Raw genomic sequence first — 18,176 nt, forward strand, 5'->3', positions numbered from 1 at the left:
TCCCGCTCTCGAAACGCTCAAAGCAGCTATCAGGTAAAGTTGGGGGCATATACTGTATTGATAGCCATCAAAGGGAGTTACGTACCGTGTTTCGCCTGTCAATTTCCATATGATCCTGACTCTGTTTTCATTAATAAACAAACCTGCCCGGTAAGGAAACAAAAAAGCCGATCCTAAGCAGGTCGGCTTTCCAATTCTATCCACACCATTTGGGTAAAGACCCAATGATAGTACTGCAACAGACTTATAAGATAAAAGTTTCGTAATAAGTCGAAACGACTGGTGCAGCTGGTCATTTTGGCTGTGGAATGGGTCAACAGGTTGACACTTTGCAACAGGGTCGGGCCGCTCCTTACCCTTGGCTACGAGCTCGGGAGGTTCAACGTTCCTGTCGCTTACCAGTAACGGGCTAGATATACAGCGTGCCTACCGCAAAGTTCTGCTCAGTCAAATTATCGTTTATTGAAAACGCACCGTCTTTCGGTCAACAAGCCGAACGTCTTAGTTAGGCATGTTTAGGCTTGCCTTTTGGGCTTTAGGCTGACAGGCTAACCACCACGACAGTGGAAATTATATGTGTTGCTTTTACTTAGGTTATCATAAATGATATTAAGATAGTGAGCGGAGGGGCGAATCAAAGATGAATTACTAAACACTCCAAATTCCAACCACAAATCAGTTTTTCATATGGAGGCCTTACTTTTTATTGTTCTCATTGTTTTCATCGTCATCGTTGTTAGAAACAATAAATCGGCTCCCCCTGTCGTGGTAAGTGCCGATTCGTTCTCTCAAAACGGAGTAACTGTAAACTTTTCAGCGGGCCAAATTTCTTTCAACGGAAAGACTGGCCCTGTTAGTCTTGTGACGGGTGTAAGAATGGAAACAACTCAACCCAAAGGTGAACGGTGGCTCAAAAACAGTACCGTAATGATTGAATTGGATGATTTGCAGTACCCTATCCATAAGGTGAAATTCACGGGTGGTAATTCAGACAATCACGCCAAAGAGTTTATGCAACGGCTCTCCATAGCATTGCGAAAAGCGGGTGGACCCAGTTTTGTGTAGAATCACGTTTCAGAAGTTAACTTTCCTTCGTGTTTTCCACCTGCCGACAGACGGGTGGAAAACACGAAGGAAAGTTTTCTGCCAACGGAACAGGTTAGTCGAGGTGTAAATAGCTCATATTCAGGTAAGAATAGTTCAATAGCTACCAACACCCTTAGGCCTATCTCCAGAGCTGTTTTTTTACTATTGCTTACTTTTACCATTCAAGTCCCGGCAGTACATAGAGTCTATTGTAGGAAGTGGCTTAACACCTGCCTGGAATGTAATCATCAGTGAGTCGATGCGCCTGACGGGCTGGTGCTGATACGGGTAAGACAAACTTACCTGCGTCGGCCGGGTTTGTCGGAGCGGAGCAACCAGCCGCCCATGATCATCAGCACAAACAGCAGCACCGTTTTCAGGACATAGAACGTGGTCAGCATAGGGCAGGATCGGTTTGAAGTTGATGGTTCCAGCTAGTCGGCACAAAGGGCGTTCCTGCATCGGTCCGGCGTTTCCATTCGCGCAGCAGGGCCTTGTATTTCCGGCGTCCGGCCTGAATGAATGGTCCGTCTGTGTGGTGTTCTACCGTCCAGATGGTATAGGGCGCCACTTTCTGAATTGCCACAAAAACAAACTTTTTGCCGCCAATGGCATCCAGATAAAACGCAGCCTGCCGGTCATAGTCGTACGTCTCGCAGCTACGGAGAAAATCAGCGTAGCTTTTGCAGGACGTAGATTTCAGGTCAACTACCAGGCTGTTTTTGTGTACGATGTCGAGCCTGGATTTCAATTCCAGACCCGTAGCTGTATCCTGCCAGAGCTGGACACGTTCTTTCTGGCTGAACCGCAACGCCCACGCAACAAACGGGTAATTTCTGGCTATCCTGGCCAGCATCATGCACAGGCTCAGGTCAACATCGGCCGGCACGCTGACAACTGCCTGCGGCTCCAGGATGAGTGTGTGCAGGGCACTCCCGAACGCAAAAGCGGCTGCGGGCTTATATTGCTTCTCTCCGAAGATGTGCGCCCTGAACTCCGACAGATCGGAATTGGCAATACGGTGTAGTGAACGATAATCCATATACGTAGTTGGAATAGGCCCCGACGCTCACAGCGTCGGGGCTGTTGGTGAAAAATGACGAATCAGACTCCGCCACAATAGCCACACTGTGGCCACCCTGTACCGTAGTGTACAGCCTCGTAGGGCTCCCGGCAGTAGCCGCACCGTTCAGGCTCTTTCGGTTCCGGCTTGTTTCTGGCCGGATGCGTCAGGCTACCTGACGAATGGCTGCGTATACGGCTGGTCAGTACGATGTGCTGGTTCCCCTGTCGGTCGTAACAGTCGATTACATAAGCGCGTCGGCATGATGTTAGTCCGTGGCTGGTGCGGTACTTCTGACCCATGGCCGTTGTGATGGAATAGGGCAGGTGTTTCATAATGGCCAGTCGATAAGTACGGGTTCGTGTGACCTGACAGGAACATTCCCCAAAAACAGAATCATGGGCCGGATCAGCTCAGCCCGTAAGGTGGTACTGATTGTGTGACCATCGCCCGTATAGCCGCAAATCAGCCCATTTCCCGCAAACACATTGTCGGCGCCGACAAACCGGAATTTGGGCGGCTGCGGGTCGTGTAATAATCCCTCATCATCAAGCCAAAGATCATCCGTACCGTTAAGGGTCACCCGGTCAACGCTCCGGCAGCCGATGGCTTTGTACATGGCCCATAAGCCAGGTTTCAGGTCAATATCAGTCACGGTCTGCGCCGTAACGTCGATCAGAATAGCGTTCATAGTGTGGTGGGTTGAAAGGCCCGAACCGTTGCCGGTTCGGGCGTGCTGGTGATTTAATTTCCTGCCGGGAGTGCATGTCCGTTCCCTACCAGCATGCGCGCAATCTCCGCATCAGGCACCCGGTAGCCGTGCGTCATGCAGGCTACCCGCGTATGGTGCAGCGTCTCGCTGCGGTAGATGTCAACCTGAGCAGCCAGCTGGGCGAGGTCGGCGGTACGTTTCGGATCGGCCATGACGTAGCTGAAATCCGCGATAAAATAGATGCCCTTGGGCTTGATCTTCGTGTTCTCCTTCTGCACGGCCGTAACCGTCAGCACAACGTCGGCCAGGCTGCAGTCATCGTAAAACAGCGGTACAGAAACCTGTTTCAGCGCATCGACGCTATAGCCGTGAAAGAGCAGGGCGCACAGCCGGTTCTTCTCGTCCAGATAAAACAGTTCTACCCAGCTTTTCGGGCCCATATTCAGGATATCGGCCGTAAAAAACTCCCAGCCCAGGGGCTGAAAACTAAGCGTTGGCCCTAACGGCTCCTTACCGTTGACGGTAAAAATTCCGGCTTTCGCATCGAACCGGACCTGTCGGGGTGAACCCGGCAGATACTTGATCGAAATGACCTGTTCGCCTGCTTCGCTGGCGGTGAAAACGGGTAAAAATTCCATGGTGTACGTGATTGACTGGTGGTGAAAAAGTGGCCCGACCTTTCCGCGTCGGGCCGTCGCGGTTTACTGCGCTACGATGGTTATCACACCCTCGCAGACGGTGATACTGGCCAGCTGACCGGGGGTAAAACCCGCAGCCCGGAACCAGTCGCCGGAAAGCTCCAGCAATGGCGTAATAGTGGTAACCCGCTGGCCTAAACGACCGGAGACCTTACAGCGCGATTGTATTTTTTTGGTTCTGGTCATGCGTAGCAGGGTTCTGAAACGGCGGATAAAATCAAGTTTTCTACCTCTTCGTGCCAGTCAGCCAGGTCTATCCAGTCCTGCACATCGACACCGCCCACGGTGGCCGTGGTCACGCTCACTGTGGCTTTACTGCCGGGATAATCCCAGGTCGGCAGCTCTGCGGGTTCCCATTCGCCGGTGACGATGACTGATACACCGTGCAATCTGATTTCTTCATTGAACCTCATGATGGTAGGGGAGAAAGCCCCCGACCGAAAGCCGGGGGCGGTGTGGCGTTATAGCGACAAAGCCGCCGACTGGGCTTCGTAGTGGTCAATCAGTTCGACAAAAAGCGCATCCTGAACCGTAGCCGGAACCAGGCCCAGCCGGGCCAGGGCTTCGGACCTGGCAGCTTCAAACTCGGACTCAGAAATACAAATGGCGCCTGCCAAAAAGGCAACCCGCGCGCTCAGGCTTTCCTGCCTGATGCCATAATGAAACGGGTACAGATTAACGACCGTAGCGGACTGGCTGATGAGGTCAACCGCACTGAAGCACTGACCGAAGCGGGTAAATACCAATGATGAATTTTTCATGTGTAAGATGGTCAAGTAGCGTTACGCGAACTACTTACCAAATATAACTAATAATTATTAGTTTGAAAATAGTAATTTGCAAAAAGTACCATTGAAAAAGTAAATAATTATTAGTATATTAGCTAAGCGAAACGGGGGAACGGACAGGCCCGAACCCCAGCGGGACACCATGAAAACAGCGCTACTGATCAGCCGCCAGCTAAGCGGCCCAACTTACTACGAAGCCCTGAGGAACGCACTGGCTGAACTCGGAACTACGCACCTGCTACACGGCGCCGAAGGGGCGGCAAAGGCTCACGCGCAGGCCTGGGCGGCAGAAACCGGCAACCCGGAAACCGGCTACGCGCCGGACTGGAACGAACACGGCCGGGCCGCCGGGCCAATCCGGGGCCGGGAGCTGATCAAAGCAGCCGACAACGTTGTAGCGATCTGGGACGGGCAAAGCAAAGGAACCGCCAACGAGCTAAGGGAAGCCAGACGGCAGGGCAAGCGGGTAAAACTGATCCTGACGCGCTAAGCCAGAGCGAAGAGCGAAACCAGCCAGAACCGAAGCCGGACCGACGAGGGGGCGGGAAACGCGGCCAGACGCCCCCCGCCAACCCCACCCCATATACCAGCCTGAACGGTTGATATGCCGGAGAGAGACCGGAGCCGCAAGCGGGGAGGGAGGGAGGGGCGCGGTAGGGAGGAGGAACGACGAACGAACGCGAACCGACCGATAGCGAGGAGGTACGACGAGCGGCCCCGCTGCCGGGCGTAGGGAACGGCGGTGCCGAAAACGAACGTAGGCAGACAGACCCGCTGATGCGTCAGCCCGCTTCCGGACGGGCCTGCGCGTAGCGAGGCAAGCCGCTTCTGTGCGAAAGCCAACCGGCGTAGCCGAACGGGGACATACCGGCAGACAGCTACTGGATGGAGTGTAGGCCGACTTAGAACAGCGGGTCTACTCCGAACAGGATCTGCATCCAGGCGAAAACCTGTCTGGCATACCACCCGATGACCAATCCACATCCGAATAGTAAGGCATGGCTGATCAGACGCCTTTTATGCTGTTCCGCTGCAGGTACTTCGTCAAACCGCTTCATGAGTGAAGAAACGCCCACCTGATAGCAGGCTTTTTTGGGAATAATGGTGAAAGGGCAACCCAGCTCTGATAGTCGACCCGTATAAAGGATATATCAGTTAGCAACAGCAGGCAAGTTAAAGGTTACGGTAGTTGATTTTTTCAATCCTACATTAAGTTTGGCAACCTGATAGCCGCCCAACGGCGTTTTGGTGATCAGGTAACCCGTTCCTTTCGGCGCCCGGAACGACCTGCCCTTCCCGGGTTGCATGTCGGAAAAAATAGCGTCGTAATCAGTCAGATCGTCGTCGCTGCTGATAGCACTGGTCAGCTCGGCAGCCGTCATGGCCTCGCCCAGCACATCGCTGCCCATGAACCACCATTTCAGCTTATGACCGGCCGGATAATTCTTCAGCACCAGCCGGACAATGGCATGATCGACAGTCTGCGCATAGTTGGAATTGAACCACAGCAACGGTTTATCGGTACTGTTGACGCTGATGACCTGCGGGTTGGGTCCACCGTCAGAAAGCACATGATACCCGATGGCCAGTGAACGCAGCTTAACCGGCGAAACACCCTTGTGTTTCAGCAGCGTCAGCTTTACCGTTTTGGCCGCAATCAGCGCGGCCATTTTCACCGTATCGACATAGTTAGGGTTAGACGCCATCGCCCAGACCGTCCGGTTGTCGGGCGGAGTGGTAAAGTAATAATCCTTCAGCGTAAACACGCCCTGCAGCTCCCGTGACCCAACCGCCGTAGAGGCATACTGAATGTACACCTTTCCTTTCGGGCTGGCTGCCTGTTCACGGGCTCCGGCAGTCTCCCGGACTGACTCGGTATCGTCGGGCTCTTCGACATCGCTGTAGGACACCTCTGTTTCCAGGAAGTTAGTGGTCGGGGCTGAATCATCAGGATCGGAACTGATGGGCTGGCAGGCAGACATAGAGCACAGCGTTGCCAGCAGAAAAATATAGTTCATGGTGATTTGTGGGATATGACAAACGCCCTGAAACGGGCGTTTGTCGGATCGTTGGATAAAGCGCCAGGGCCCTTAGTTCGGGCAGGTCCAGGTCGTCGTGCTGGTGGTAATTGGTCGGCCGATTCGTTTGGTGCCTGCCTTGTTGAGGGCTTTCTCGGCAACCGGATTCGCATCAAGAACCCCCAGCCGGGAATAAACAGCCGGCACCGCACTGACGGCTGGTGTAACAACAGCCCCGTTGGCATCTTTGACCGCCTTAACCGCCTTCTGGGCTGCAGCCGTCATGATGTAGACCGTATACGACTTGGTTTTGTCGAAGGTCTTATAGAGGGTGGTATTGAGCTTGTCGCGCTTGACGCTGAATGACTTAAACCCAGCTTTGGTGTTAATGGCCGTACCCGACAGCGAGGGCGACGAAATGGCGCCTTCGCAATAGCGGAACCCAACCGAAGCCGTACCCGACACACAGGCGGAGGTTACGGTAAATTTCAGCTTGTACTGATTGGCGGTGTCAATGGCTGCGACACGGGCACCCGCTTCGGTATCATCGACGATCTCGTCGCCCTCGAACTCGTCGTCAGCCTGGCTGACTGGCTGGAAATGAACCGACTGAGGAGCCGGTACCCTGGCGTCCTGAGTACAGGCAACCAGGCTGAAAACACCGATGGCGACTAGCGCAACGGCAGAAAGTACCTTGGAGAACATAGTTGGCGTATGCAGATATGACCGACTGCGCGGGTTTGGTTTGTGCAAAGGTGTAGGAAAAGAATGGAGATATGCAAATAATTATTTGCAAAAAAAGATAATAATAATTAGTTGGCTGTCCATGCCGGGCCCTGCCCGCTCCTGCCTCTTTACCAGTCAGCCTGTCGCTTAGGACTCTGGAACCAGCTGTAGACCATCGCCAAATTCCGGACTACCAGGTACGTACCTCCCGCTTGGGTAACAGCCTTACGCGCGCCAGTCTGCTGCCCATTCAGCTGACCAGCACGACCTGTAAGCTCTACAGAAACGTACGTTCCGTCGATGCAGACGTGATTGTCAGCCATTCCACGCTCCGTACTGACCATCGCCAGTTGTCCTTATCAGCCTTGTAAAATCCGGCCATATGGATCCGTACGGCATAGCCACCGTTTGGCCGGGTATACTTGACAACCGTTTTGGTCAGGCTAACCATCTCCGGCTGGCTGGGTGGCGGAAACAAACATACATTATCATAATGGCAAACTACTATTGGTTATCAGCTAATGTAAATTAGTTCGGTGGGCAAAAAAATAGCAGCCTGTAATCCGGTATTTTCTTCGTTGCGTTTGTCGCTCTGTGCGCAGACACCCCCGGCATCAAATCCGGAAGCTTGGTGTATCCTCGGGAAACCGCACCACGTTGAACATCTCGAACAAGCGGTCGTTCACCCGGGGCCCGTACGCGTTCATCAGGTCGGCGGGCGAACCGTTCGTTTCAGCATGTGTCCAGCCACGAAGCTGGTTGTTTTCATAGCGGTCGAGGAGAAGATCACCGACCGAGAAACCAGACCCGTAGTGTTTACCATCGCTGCGTTCGGCCCCGAAATCGCCGATGCAAAGCCCCAGATCAAGCTGGCCGAAAAACTTGGTGCTGCAGGGATTGGCAATCTTTTGTTTGTACTCGCAGACGTCGCCATTGAGCCGGAACGCTTCGCTGATCGACCGGGACGAAACCAGCCGATACGACCGGACCGGATTGTTTGCAAACAACCTCATCGCCAGTGTTTTGCCTACACCGTAGCCACCCACCAGTAAAATACCCCGCTTTGGTTTCAGGGTACAGGGAAACGTGGTGTAGTCACCACTGAAATAGGCCGCAAGCTGCTGATACACATGCAGCCGGTAGCCATCGAGCACAAACGGATTTTCGAGATCACCCCGTTCGTACATCGCATTACCCTGCTGCACCACATAGGCCAGCAATTCTCCCGCGGTGGTGATAGCCGGGAATCGGGGTGCATTCATTCGGCGCATATACTCGCTGACAAAGCGCCGTTTGGCCGCCGTTTCAGCGAACTGCCTGGCGGCTTTCTGCCGGGCTACCCAGGCGTCGAGGTCGCCGATCAGCTGATCACCAGCTGAAGACTCGTTTTGCGGCTGGTTCGATAACGGATCGTCCGTTTTTAGGTTGGTTACTGTGGGAACTACTGACATTGGCTTGTTTGGTTTGGCTGGTAACTAATTTCCCTTCCCGGTAGTCGTTGAGCATGATGGTGATTGCCGATGCTTTCCAGCTCCCGCGTACCGGTTCGGTCCCGTCGCGGTTTCGCCAGGCAGCAACCTTCTGGTAATAGTAGCTGAGGTCGGCGCTGGCGGCCGTCTGGTTCCCGGCGAGAGCAGCACAAAAGTTCTCGAAGTCGGCAAGCTCTGAGCGCGCGAACGTAGACCCCACCTGGTTTGTCGTCCTGGTCCGTTTTTCGGTTTTTCCCCCTGTACCCCTTTTTCCCTGCATTACATGACCTTTCTCCATATTTACTACCTGACCAGCAGTATCTACAGTATTGTATAAGGTTATGTTATCGCGCGGGGAGAGTAGCTGCGCCGAGGTGGATAAGCTGAAAACAGGCCCTGACGAGCTGGAATCGGACCTATCGGTGCTGATGCTGAACCGATGCGCTTGTTTCATCAGGTCAGCTACTGAACCGATAAACGGCTTCATCGGTACCGTTTCAGAACCGATGGTTTGGCTCATCCGTACAGCCGCTGAACCGATGCAGGCTTTCACTGGCTTCATGCGTTCGGCAATTGAACCGATGGTGTGGCGCATCGGTACGCAGGCTGAACCGATAGACGCAAATGAAATGGTAGATTTTCCGTATCGGCTGGTAGCGGCCACGTAGATTAGATAGCCAAAGGCAGCCAGTTCGTGAAGCGTCTTGTAGTACGTTGCCTTCCCGCGAATCCGGCAAAGTCGCATGGTATCAGCGTGGTTGATGGCTGCCCGTTGCGGTTTACCGGCGTTCACCCAGCATTCCGTAACAACATGAAACAGGGCAACGTGTCGGGGCTCCGTTCGCTTATCACTGGCGATGCGTTGCAGTTGCTCGTAACGGGTCATAGTTTAGCGGGGTTGTTGGCCTGAAAAAAAGCATCGGCAAAGCCCGATGGCGTGATACTCCGTAGTCGTTTCGTTCGCTCGGATTTCCCGCCATAAAGCCGGTGCATCTTGCTGCCCATTACCGGCTTTCGGTGATTCCTGACAAGCCAGGGTGAAAAGTGGCCCCAAAGAATGGTCCGTTTCGTGTAGGGATCCCCGAACTCACAGGGTTGAAATGATAACAGGCGCTTGCCTTTCAACGCGGGTATACACTTATCCAGCCGACCGACCGGATTTTCGATTACCCAGAATTTGAACTGCTGACCCTGGGAAAAGTGGCAGATGATCTCCAGGGTCTTATCGACCAGCTTTATACTCTCAGCCAGCAGCTTCGGATCCTTTTTCTTCCACCATTTCGCGCCAAGAGCAGCAAATTCGGTACAGGGAGGAGCCGCCAGGATGCCAACCACCTGATTGCGGTCAATCTGTGAATAGTCCCAGCTAAAGACATCGGTCCCTAGTTGCAAATCGATCTGGATGATGTCGTAGCCGGCATTTCGATAGGGATTCGACCAGCTACCCGACTGATCGAACAGGCTGATTAAGATCGGCTTGCTCATAGTTCGCGCTTATAACGATCCATATACCGGCTCACCTCGTAAGCCCGAAACCCATACTCTTTTTCATTGATTTTAAAGCCCGTCAGCCGGCCATCCCGTCTGGCTCTGCGAACCGACTCTTCCGTGACATGGAGCCGGGCCGCCACCTCGCGCACCGTCAGCACCGCGTCACGGTCCGGTTCGGCCCCCCGCTCCCGGTCGCGTTCTTCCAGACGCTTCAACCGATCCAGCGTACTCTCCCATACGTCGGGTGGAATCACAATCGCAACCTGAGTCATGCGTGAACAGCCTTTAGATGTTTCGACACAATTTTCATCTCATCCCGAATCTTCCGCTGTTCACTCAGGTAATCACTACCCAGCAAACTGATTTCTCTGGCGATCAACTGGTTATAGCTAACCCCGGCTGTTACGTTGTAGACCTGAGAGCGGGTAACCACGACACCTTTCACCGCCAGACGGCTAACGATCTTGCTGGCGTAATTGAACGTCTTCGGAAAATGCCCCGTGACCTCCTGAAGCAAAGTTTTAATTTCAGTTTGCACCTTATTATTAGTTTTCTGCATACTTTTTGACGAGATTTGGTTAGAAATAGCGCAAAACTATTTGTTGTTAGTTAAAAAGCAAATAATAATTAGTATGACTCCCACCTTGACTAATCATATAGCGCAGCGCTTTACGGAGGTATTCCAGGCGCTCGATGTGAATGCAAATGAAGTAGCTCACCGACTGGGTGTAGCCAATGTGAAATGGTACAAGATCCTGAAGGGAGAAACCAAGCCGAGCTACGAAACCCTGGATGACTTTCTGAAGGCATACCCCCGGGTTAATGCCAACTACCTGTTGAAAGGTCAGTTACCTATTTTGCACACATCGGGAGCCGAGATTGTAGGTACCGATTATGAGCCCGCTACCCAGATCAGCCTACCCATGTACGTGGTCGGGAGCGGGAAGGAATATGTACGTGAACCTGAGCAGTATGTCTCCATTGTGGCTGAGGAGCAGACCGATTATACCTCCTCCATGGTAGTGCGGCTGACCGATAATTCGATGCAGCCCCGGTATCCGGCGGGCATGCGCCTGCTGGCCAAACCCATTCCGGTAGCTGACTGGGACTACATCAATTCGACGCTGGTGCTGGTCCTGTACCGGAATACGCTGGTCGTTCGTCGTATCAAGGAAAACGAGCTGCTGAGTCGCCACTACCTGACCTTGTATGCGGACAGCGATGAGGCTGGTTTTGTGATTGTGAAGCGGGAGGATGTAAAAAGTATCTGGCGGATCACCAAGATTATCGGCGGTGAAATTGACTAATAAATCTGACCTATAATCTGACCTAACAAAAATAGAGGGGCGTAAAAGATTGATTATCAGTATGATTTTTAGGGGTGTTGTGTCCCCGTATCGGTCACTAACATTTACAATGGTTATTGTAAGCAAAAAAGCCTGAGCAATCAGGCTTTTTTTGTTTCCTCAGTCTGTGTTCACTACATGACTTATTAGCATATACTACGTATAGTAGATGAATCGCCCTACTGGTTAAACTGTTTTTACATTTTGCGATCACATCGGCTCATCTGCATATACCAAAAAGCCTCCCTGGTTTACCTCCAGTGCGGCTTTTTGGTACTCCGTATTTTCCCCCATTTAAGTCAGGTAGTTTGTAAAACCCATCGTAGAAAGTGACTTAACGTTTGCCTGGAACATATTTACCAGTGATTCGTTGCGCCTGGCGGTCTGATTCTGATGGGGGTGAAGCAAACCTATCTGCGTCGGCCGGGCTTGTCGGAGCGGAGCAACCAGCCGCCCGTGATCACCAGCACAAACAGCAACACCGTTTTCAGGACGTATAGCGTGGTCAGTATAGGGAGCCGATGGGAAGAGTTGTTTTGCGTCATGACAAAAGGCTGACTCACTCCCTGACCAGAAAAGCTCCGATATAAAAGGCCTGTTTCTCATAGAGCTGAGGGCTGGTGATTTTGTTGTTCCGTTTTGCTAAAATGGACGCTTTGTCCAGTTTAGTTGGCGACACCCGAATGGAAGCGGTGTGTTTGCCGTCGGATAGGCCCGAAATGAGTGTGTAACTCATGCGGTAATAGGTACAATACTCATCAAACCGATTGATGTAGCGGGGCGGGTCGTTGTCAACTCGGACAACAATCTGTCCGGTTCCCGGCCCGATCACATCTACCAGGCCCAGTGTATTACCCCGGAAAGAGATAGTAATATAATCGGCCGTATCGGCTGATGCATACACAGGAGGCATTAATGAGGCATAGGGTTTGCCAGTCACGACCGAATCGACCAGATGCCAGCCTTTGCTTTTTTCAAGCTTGTCGACTGTCAGTAGCGCTACGTTCTGCAAATTATCGCTGATCAGGCTTTTCGGCAACGGATGCTTTTGCACCTTGCTGTTCGGCTCCATCCGCAGCAAATGCCGTTCAACGGTTTCGGCGTAAAGTTTATGCCCTGTTTCAACGTAGGGGTGAACGCCGTCGCCCGAAAACACGATCTTGTCAGGCTGTTCGCTGGCCTTTCCCTGAATTACCATTTTACCGGCCTCAATCAATTGTATAGCTGGCAAGGCCAGGCAAATGGATGGAATCTGGTACTGATCGGCAATCGTTTCCATGGCCGAAGTAGAAACCGGAAACGTCTTGTTCTGATAAAAGGGCAATTGAACTTTCTGAAACGTATACACAAAGCAGATATCTGTGTGGCGATCAGCCTTCCAGATTTGTCGCACAATACCTTCCATAGAGGCTTTCACCTGCTGCGCTGTTTTGCCGTGGTCGTTCACGGCAAACTCGACAAAGACAAGATCGGGCTTGTGCTGAAGTACGTGCTGCCGAAGGCGATAGGCCCCAAAGTCGGAACCTGTGCCGCCAATGGCCGCCATGATTTGTTCGAATTTAGCGTGGGGGTACTGGTCTTTTAGCCAGCTAACTGTCTGATCGCGCCAACCCTGGTCGGCACGGGTAATACTGCCCCCCAAATAGGCCACCTTACTGGTTTGCCCGCTCTGAATCTTATGGAAAAAATTAGGCAATCCGGCCCGATAGGTCGCTTCTACCACCGGGGTCAGACTGTCTGTTTGGGCGGTTGCCGACAACGTGAGCAACAAGCTTACGAGTACTGATAACGAGCGTTCAATCATGATTTTTGCGTGACTACTTCGTCCCCTTAATAAAAGCCAGGAAATCAGCCATGTCGGGTAGCGAGATGCCGCTTTCCAGCCCTTCGGGCATGGAGGAAGCAGGCCGTGTTTTTAGGTTTTTTACGATAATCTGAATAAAATTCGTGTCATCAAACGATCTTAAGTAACGTAACTACTTATACCAGCTTGAATCAGATGGCTACTCATAAATGGTCTATCCAGTTGCTAAGCCGGTGAATGTCTGCACATTTACCCAGATATCTACATCTTATAGATATACGGGCTGAAACTGACTATGTTTATCGTGTCTCAAGACCAGGTTACCATCTGATCGGCATAGCGATTGGAAAGGTAAATGACTCTATACTCACTGGCGTAAAATTCACTATATTTAATAGATAGCATTGGCAGCGTTTTCTTTTTATGAACGGCCACAACAGCAGCAACGGCTCGAACGTTTGTGGATTCTGTTTCAGGCAACCGCCTGGTGCATTTACATTACCCTGCCTTTTTTGTTGCTGACGGTGCCGGGGTCGATTCCTATAACCGATATAGTAAAAATATTCGGCCTCAAGATCATCAATGACCTGCTGAGTATTGCTTTCTTTTACACGAATCTGTACGTACTTACCCCCGACATTCTCGTTAACCAACGGCTTATGCGGTTTGGTCTGGCATTAGTTGGGCTGATGGGGCTCATGCTTGTTACCGACTGGCTCTACGCGAATAACTACCTGTTGAATGAACTATCGATGCTGTCCAGGCATAATCAATTTGCCCGATCGTTACTGGCTCAAACCGATGCCTGGTTCGCTATCCCGACCCCGATCCTGCTTGTTTCGTTTCTGTCGCTGTTACTGCTAACCAGCGTGAGCAGTGGGTTGGCCATTTATAACGACCGCAATCAGTACAAGGCTACCGGACAGCAGATGGTTATTGAAAAACAGGAAGCCGAACTGACCTCCCTCAAACTCCAGATTAGTCCGCATTTTCTGTTCAATACACTCAACAATTTGCGGTGGCTGGCCCGTCAAAAATCAGATGACACGGAAGACGCCATTCTGCGGCTGTCAGACATGATGCGTTACATGATCTACCAGGTAGATAACGGACCGGTGACGCTGGCCAGGGAGATCGATTATCTACAGCATTATGTAGAGCTTCAGGCCATGCGCCTGACCGCGAATAACCAACTGACATTTGTGGTTGAGACCACCGACCGGAACGTACTTATTGAACCGTTGCTGTTTATTCACCTGGTCGAAAATGCGTTCAAACACGGCGTGCACCCCGAAGAGGAATCGCCCGTGACTATCAGGTTGACCTTTCAGAACGACCTGCTGACATTTGAGACGCGCAACCGAATCCTGACCAACGAACTTTCTTCTACCGATTCTGGCATTGGCATTCAAAATGTTGAAAGGCGACTGGCTCTGCATTATCCCGACCAGCACGAACTGAGGATTTATTCGCAAAACGGCCTGTTTTGTGTGGATCTAACTATCCACTTCCCAGCTTAACTACTCATAAATCCCGCGCCCATGGCACTGCATACGATTGCCATCGATGACGAACCTTTAGGACTGAATATTCTGGCCGACGACCTCCGGAAAATTCCCACCCTGGATCTGGTAGGTACGTTCACCAACCCCATTAAAGCCGTTGATCTGATTCAGCAGGGCCTCGTTGATCTCCTGTTCCTGGACATTCAGATGCCGACGTTGTTAGGCACCCAGTTTTTACGCACACTTTCCAATCCTCCGCTGGTGATCTTCACCACTGCCTACGAGCAGTACGCCCTGGAAGGTTACGAACTCGATGTAGTTGATTACCTGATGAAGCCCATCCGGTTCGAGCGGTTGTTTAAAGCCTGTAATAAGGCTGTTGACACCTTTCTGCAACGCCGTAAAGCCGACACCATACCTGCCGATACGTACTTTTTCATTTATTCAGAATACAAGGAAATTAAGGTTTACCACCATGATATTCTGTATATCGAAGGGTTGAAGGACTACGTTAAGCTTTTTCTCGCTTCTCAGCCCAACCGGCCAATTCTGACCCGGCTCAACATGAAAGCGATTGAGAGTAGACTGGATCCGACGCAATTCTGCCGAGTGCATCAGTCTTATATTGTGCCGTTGACCCGCATCAGTTCATTTCATAAATCCAAACTAGTGCTGAATTCCTCAGCCACTGGTAAACCGTCAGGTACGCTGGAAATTCCGATCGGTAGCCGCTACGCTGATGACTTTCTGGCTCGCTACCGGGGCGAGTAAGAACAGCTATCTGTTGGCCTTGGCTGACCCTTTATGTAAAAAGCGATGTCCGAACTCAGGACGGGGAAGGGCGCAATCCAACGGTTCATGATCCTGGTACCCATCTTCCAGTTCGTTGGTGTCGATCCATCCACTGACGGACCAGAAGTAACCGGGCTGAACGTCTACACTCCCGGCCTGAATCTCTACACATATCCATATGCTTCGACACACTCATTTCAGGGGCTAAAATCGCTGAAAATCAGCCGTTTTATTTGTGCCATTCAAGGTGAAAAACACAAATGAAATGCGAATAATGAGCCACAGAAGTATCTTTATTCTAAGCCTGATGGCTTTGCTCTGCTGTCTGACAGACGGAGCGTTAGGGCAAGTTAAATTTACCCTTAGCGGTACCATCCGCGATGCGCAGAACGGCGAATCGCTGATTGGCGTAACCGTCTATGCCAAAGGCGCAGCCGGTACTGTCGGCGTAACCACCAACGCCTATGGTTTCTATTCGCTTAGCTTACCACCCGGCCCGGTAACGGTCACCATCAGTTATGTGGGGTACAGCCCCCAGATCATGTCCCTGACTGTTTCGGCCAGCCAAAAGCTCGACGTTCAGTTGCGCGACGAGTCGAAAGAGCTCCAGGAAGTGGTAGTTTCCCAGACCCGCGCGCAGGACAACGTGCAACAGGTGGGCATGAGCGTGAACCGGCTCGACATCAAGACCATTAAATCCATTCCGGCGCTGCTCGGTGAGGTAGACGTGGTGCGCAGCCTGATGTCGCTGCCTGGTGTGGCATCAGTGGGCGAAGGGGGTGTGGGTTTCAACGTGCGGGGCGGAGCGGCCGATCAGAACCTGATTATTCAGGACGAAGCCAATGTCTACAACGCTTCGCATCTGTTCGGCTTCTATTCAGTCTTTAACCCCGATGCCGTTAAGGATGTAAAACTGTTCAAAGGGGGGATTCCGGCCCAGTATGGCGGTCGACTATCGTCGGTGCTTGATGTTCGGCTCAAGGAAGGCAACGCCAAAAAATTCTCGGTCAACGGCGGCATCGGGCTGGTATCGAGTCGGCTGACGCTGGAGGGCCCCATTGTTAAGGACAAAAGTTCGTTTATCATTTCCGGCCGGCGAAGTTACGCCGATCTGTTCCTGAAGGCGTCCCCCACGCTAAGAGAAAATAGCCTGTACTTCTACGACTTAACTGCCAAATGGAACTACACCATCAATCAGAATAATACCCTTTACGCGTCGGGTTATTTCGGAAAAGACAACTTCGGTTTTGGCAGCGTGTTCGGCCTGAACTGGGGTAATGCCACAGGTACGTTGCGCTGGAACCACGTGTACACGCCGAAGCTATTTGCCAACTACACCTTCGCCTACAGCAAGTACACTTACAACCTGAATTTCAGCAACGGGGGCGAGTTTAACTGGGCCTACGACATCAAGAATTACAACCTCAAGGCCGACCACACGTATTACCTCAACGCCAAAAACACGATCTCGTTTGGGGCAGCGGCCACCAGCTATCAGTTCAGTCCGGGCGAAGTGTCGGGCAGCGGGTCGTCGCCGTTGGGTAGTGGTAACTCGCTCGCTGATCAGAACGCCATCGAATACGCAGCGTACCTGGATAACGAGCAGACGATCAGCCCAAAACTGACCGCACAGTATGGCTTTAGGCTATCGGCATGGAATTTTCTGGGGCCGTATACCACCTATCAGTACACCGGCACCAACGGGCAGCGCAAACAGCCCATGAACGAGCAGTCGTATGGCGATGACCAGACCATTTCGACCTACGCTAACCTTGAACCCCGTTTATCGCTCCGCTACCAACTCAACGCCAACAGTTCGATAAAGGCTAGCTACAACCGCACGGCACAGTATGTTCACCTGATCTCGAACACCACCGCCGGCAGCCCGCTCGATATCTGGTGGCCCACCACCAACAACACCAAACCCGAACTGGCCGATCAGGTGGCGCTGGGTTACTTCAAAAACTTCGGCGACAACCGCTACGAAGCTTCCGTTGAAGGGTATTACAAGACGCTCACCAATCAGGTCGACTATATCGACGGGGCCAATACCCGGCTCAACAAACACCTCGAAGGGGATTTGCTCTACGGGCAGGGCCGGGCCTATGGCATGGAGGTATATGTCAAGAAAAACGCCGGGCGCATCAATGGCTGGCTGAGTTACACGCTCTCCCGAACGGAAAGGCAGATCGACGGGATCAACAACAACGAATGGTATCGGGCCAAATACGACCGCACCCATAACCTGTCGATAGTGGGTATCTACGAAGCCTCGAAAAAGTGGACGCTCTCGGCCAACTTTACCTACCAGACGGGCGTGGCCACCACTTTTCCGAGCAGCAAGTACTACGTGCAGGATATTGCGGTTCCGCAGCGCAGCGACAATGCCCGCAACAACTACCGCGTACCGGCCTATCACCGGCTCGACCTCTCGGCCACGCTTCACCCAAACCCACGCGCCGACGGACGGCCCCGACGTGGCGACTGGACGTTCTCGCTCTACAATGCGTATAACCGCCGGAATGCGTTCTCGGTGTATTTCCAGCAAGACGAAGACAACCCCAGCCAAACCAACGCCACGCGGCTATCCATCTTCGGCTCCGTCATCCCATCAGCCACTTACAACTTCCATTTTTAACTGGCGATTGGAACACAGATCATTATGATTTTTATGATGA

The 18,176-nt window shown here is 52.2% G+C and carries 24 protein-coding genes; 7 read left to right on the plus strand and 17 right to left on the minus strand.

Features of this window, described 5'->3' with window-relative positions:
- The first annotated feature begins 687 nt into the window (after positions 1–687).
- Positions 688–1,065, plus strand: a complete 378-nt coding sequence (locus EQG79_RS09420; RefSeq protein ID WP_129601309.1) for a hypothetical protein — start codon at positions 688–690, stop codon at positions 1,063–1,065.
- A 415-nt stretch (positions 1,066–1,480) separates the two neighbouring features.
- On the opposite strand, the gene EQG79_RS09425 is transcribed toward EQG79_RS09420, so the two are convergent.
- From EQG79_RS09425 to EQG79_RS09455, 7 genes are all read right to left on the minus strand, one after another.
- Positions 1,481–2,128 (minus strand): PD-(D/E)XK nuclease-like domain-containing protein, encoded by a 648-nt coding sequence (locus EQG79_RS09425; RefSeq protein WP_129601310.1) that lies wholly within the window; start codon positions 2,126–2,128, stop codon positions 1,481–1,483.
- A 62-nt stretch (positions 2,129–2,190) separates the two neighbouring features.
- The gene (locus EQG79_RS09430; protein WP_129601311.1) at positions 2,191–2,484 is read right to left on the minus strand and encodes a hypothetical protein; all 294 of its coding nucleotides are present in this window, start codon (positions 2,482–2,484) and stop codon (positions 2,191–2,193) included.
- A complete protein-coding gene (locus tag EQG79_RS09435) occupies positions 2,481–2,840 on the minus strand; it encodes a DUF3846 domain-containing protein (protein ID WP_129601312.1) in 360 nt (119 codons plus the stop codon). Before EQG79_RS09435 ends, EQG79_RS09430 begins: the two co-directional genes overlap by 4 nt.
- Before the next feature lie 53 nt (positions 2,841–2,893).
- Complete coding sequence (locus EQG79_RS09440; RefSeq protein ID WP_129601313.1) at positions 2,894–3,499, minus strand: hypothetical protein; 606 nt, start codon at positions 3,497–3,499, stop codon at positions 2,894–2,896.
- Positions 3,500–3,562: 63 nt separating this feature from the next.
- Entirely contained in the window at positions 3,563–3,745 is a 183-nt protein-coding gene (locus EQG79_RS09445; protein ID WP_129601314.1) for a SymE family type I addiction module toxin, read from the minus strand.
- A complete protein-coding gene (locus EQG79_RS09450; RefSeq protein ID WP_129601315.1) occupies positions 3,742–3,972 on the minus strand; it encodes a hypothetical protein in 231 nt (76 codons plus the stop codon). Before EQG79_RS09450 ends, EQG79_RS09445 begins: the two co-directional genes overlap by 4 nt.
- 48 nt (positions 3,973–4,020) lie before the next feature.
- Positions 4,021–4,320 (minus strand): hypothetical protein, encoded by a 300-nt coding sequence (locus EQG79_RS09455; RefSeq protein WP_129601316.1) that lies wholly within the window; start codon positions 4,318–4,320, stop codon positions 4,021–4,023.
- A gap of 169 nt (positions 4,321–4,489) precedes the next feature.
- Between EQG79_RS09455 and EQG79_RS09460 the strand changes: the two genes are divergently transcribed.
- Positions 4,490–4,837: a TIR domain-containing protein gene (locus EQG79_RS09460; protein ID WP_129601317.1), complete on the plus strand. Its 348-nt coding sequence runs from the start codon at positions 4,490–4,492 to the stop codon at positions 4,835–4,837.
- Here the strand turns inward: EQG79_RS09460 and EQG79_RS09465 are convergent.
- The 8 genes from EQG79_RS09465 to EQG79_RS09500 form a co-directional block, all read right to left on the minus strand.
- Positions 4,834–5,190, minus strand: a complete 357-nt coding sequence (locus tag EQG79_RS09465) for a hypothetical protein (RefSeq protein WP_129601318.1) — start codon at positions 5,188–5,190, stop codon at positions 4,834–4,836. The genes EQG79_RS09460 and EQG79_RS09465 overlap by 4 nt on opposite strands.
- Positions 5,191–5,498: 308 nt before the next feature.
- Positions 5,499–6,365, minus strand: coding sequence for a hypothetical protein (locus tag EQG79_RS09470; protein WP_129601319.1), 867 nt, complete (start codon positions 6,363–6,365; stop codon positions 5,499–5,501).
- A 72-nt stretch (positions 6,366–6,437) separates the two neighbouring features.
- A complete protein-coding gene (locus EQG79_RS09475) occupies positions 6,438–7,070 on the minus strand; it encodes a hypothetical protein (protein WP_129601320.1) in 633 nt (210 codons plus the stop codon).
- A 635-nt stretch (positions 7,071–7,705) separates the two neighbouring features.
- The gene (locus EQG79_RS09480; RefSeq protein WP_129601321.1) at positions 7,706–8,542 is read right to left on the minus strand and encodes an ATP-binding protein; all 837 of its coding nucleotides are present in this window, start codon (positions 8,540–8,542) and stop codon (positions 7,706–7,708) included.
- Complete coding sequence (locus EQG79_RS09485) at positions 8,460–9,446, minus strand: hypothetical protein (RefSeq protein WP_129601322.1); 987 nt, start codon at positions 9,444–9,446, stop codon at positions 8,460–8,462. Before EQG79_RS09485 ends, EQG79_RS09480 begins: the two co-directional genes overlap by 83 nt.
- Positions 9,443–10,045, minus strand: a complete 603-nt coding sequence (locus EQG79_RS09490) for a DNA cytosine methyltransferase (protein WP_129601323.1) — start codon at positions 10,043–10,045, stop codon at positions 9,443–9,445. The genes EQG79_RS09485 and EQG79_RS09490 overlap by 4 nt, the downstream gene beginning before the upstream one ends.
- Positions 10,042–10,323, minus strand: coding sequence for a helix-turn-helix domain-containing protein (locus EQG79_RS09495; protein WP_129601324.1), 282 nt, complete (start codon positions 10,321–10,323; stop codon positions 10,042–10,044). Before EQG79_RS09495 ends, EQG79_RS09490 begins: the two co-directional genes overlap by 4 nt.
- Entirely contained in the window at positions 10,320–10,589 is a 270-nt protein-coding gene (locus tag EQG79_RS09500; protein ID WP_165358868.1) for a hypothetical protein, read from the minus strand. The genes EQG79_RS09495 and EQG79_RS09500 overlap by 4 nt, the downstream gene beginning before the upstream one ends.
- Before the next feature lie 94 nt (positions 10,590–10,683).
- Here EQG79_RS09500 and EQG79_RS09505 point away from each other — a divergent pair, with 94 nt between their 5' ends.
- Positions 10,684–11,358 carry a hypothetical protein gene (locus EQG79_RS09505; protein WP_129601326.1) on the plus strand — a complete coding sequence of 225 codons (675 nt, stop codon included), beginning with the start codon at positions 10,684–10,686 and terminating at the stop codon, positions 11,356–11,358.
- Between the two features lie 449 nt (positions 11,359–11,807).
- Here EQG79_RS09505 and EQG79_RS31460 read toward each other — a convergent pair whose 3' ends face one another.
- Positions 11,808–11,942 (minus strand): hypothetical protein, encoded by a 135-nt coding sequence (locus tag EQG79_RS31460; RefSeq protein ID WP_255376574.1) that lies wholly within the window; start codon positions 11,940–11,942, stop codon positions 11,808–11,810.
- Positions 11,943–11,956: 14 nt separating this feature from the next.
- The gene (locus EQG79_RS09510) at positions 11,957–13,201 is read right to left on the minus strand and encodes an SGNH/GDSL hydrolase family protein (RefSeq protein ID WP_129601327.1); all 1,245 of its coding nucleotides are present in this window, start codon (positions 13,199–13,201) and stop codon (positions 11,957–11,959) included.
- Between the two features lie 404 nt (positions 13,202–13,605).
- Between EQG79_RS09510 and EQG79_RS09515 the strand changes: the two genes are divergently transcribed.
- From EQG79_RS09515 to EQG79_RS09525, 4 genes are all read left to right on the plus strand, one after another.
- Positions 13,606–14,721: a sensor histidine kinase gene (locus tag EQG79_RS09515; RefSeq protein WP_129601328.1), complete on the plus strand. Its 1,116-nt coding sequence runs from the start codon at positions 13,606–13,608 to the stop codon at positions 14,719–14,721.
- Between the two features lie 21 nt (positions 14,722–14,742).
- Complete coding sequence (locus EQG79_RS09520; RefSeq protein WP_129601329.1) at positions 14,743–15,477, plus strand: LytR/AlgR family response regulator transcription factor; 735 nt, start codon at positions 14,743–14,745, stop codon at positions 15,475–15,477.
- A gap of 87 nt (positions 15,478–15,564) precedes the next feature.
- Positions 15,565–15,762 carry a hypothetical protein gene (locus EQG79_RS30950; RefSeq protein WP_165358870.1) on the plus strand — a complete coding sequence of 66 codons (198 nt, stop codon included), beginning with the start codon at positions 15,565–15,567 and terminating at the stop codon, positions 15,760–15,762.
- Positions 15,763–15,772: 10 nt separating this feature from the next.
- Positions 15,773–18,136 (plus strand): TonB-dependent receptor, encoded by a 2,364-nt coding sequence (locus EQG79_RS09525; RefSeq protein WP_077921909.1) that lies wholly within the window; start codon positions 15,773–15,775, stop codon positions 18,134–18,136.
- The last annotated feature ends 40 nt before the right edge of the window (positions 18,137–18,176 follow it).

Origin of the sequence: Spirosoma sordidisoli, assembly GCF_004138325.1 — a bacterium.
Lineage (GTDB): Bacteria > Bacteroidota > Bacteroidia > Cytophagales > Spirosomataceae > Spirosoma > Spirosoma sordidisoli.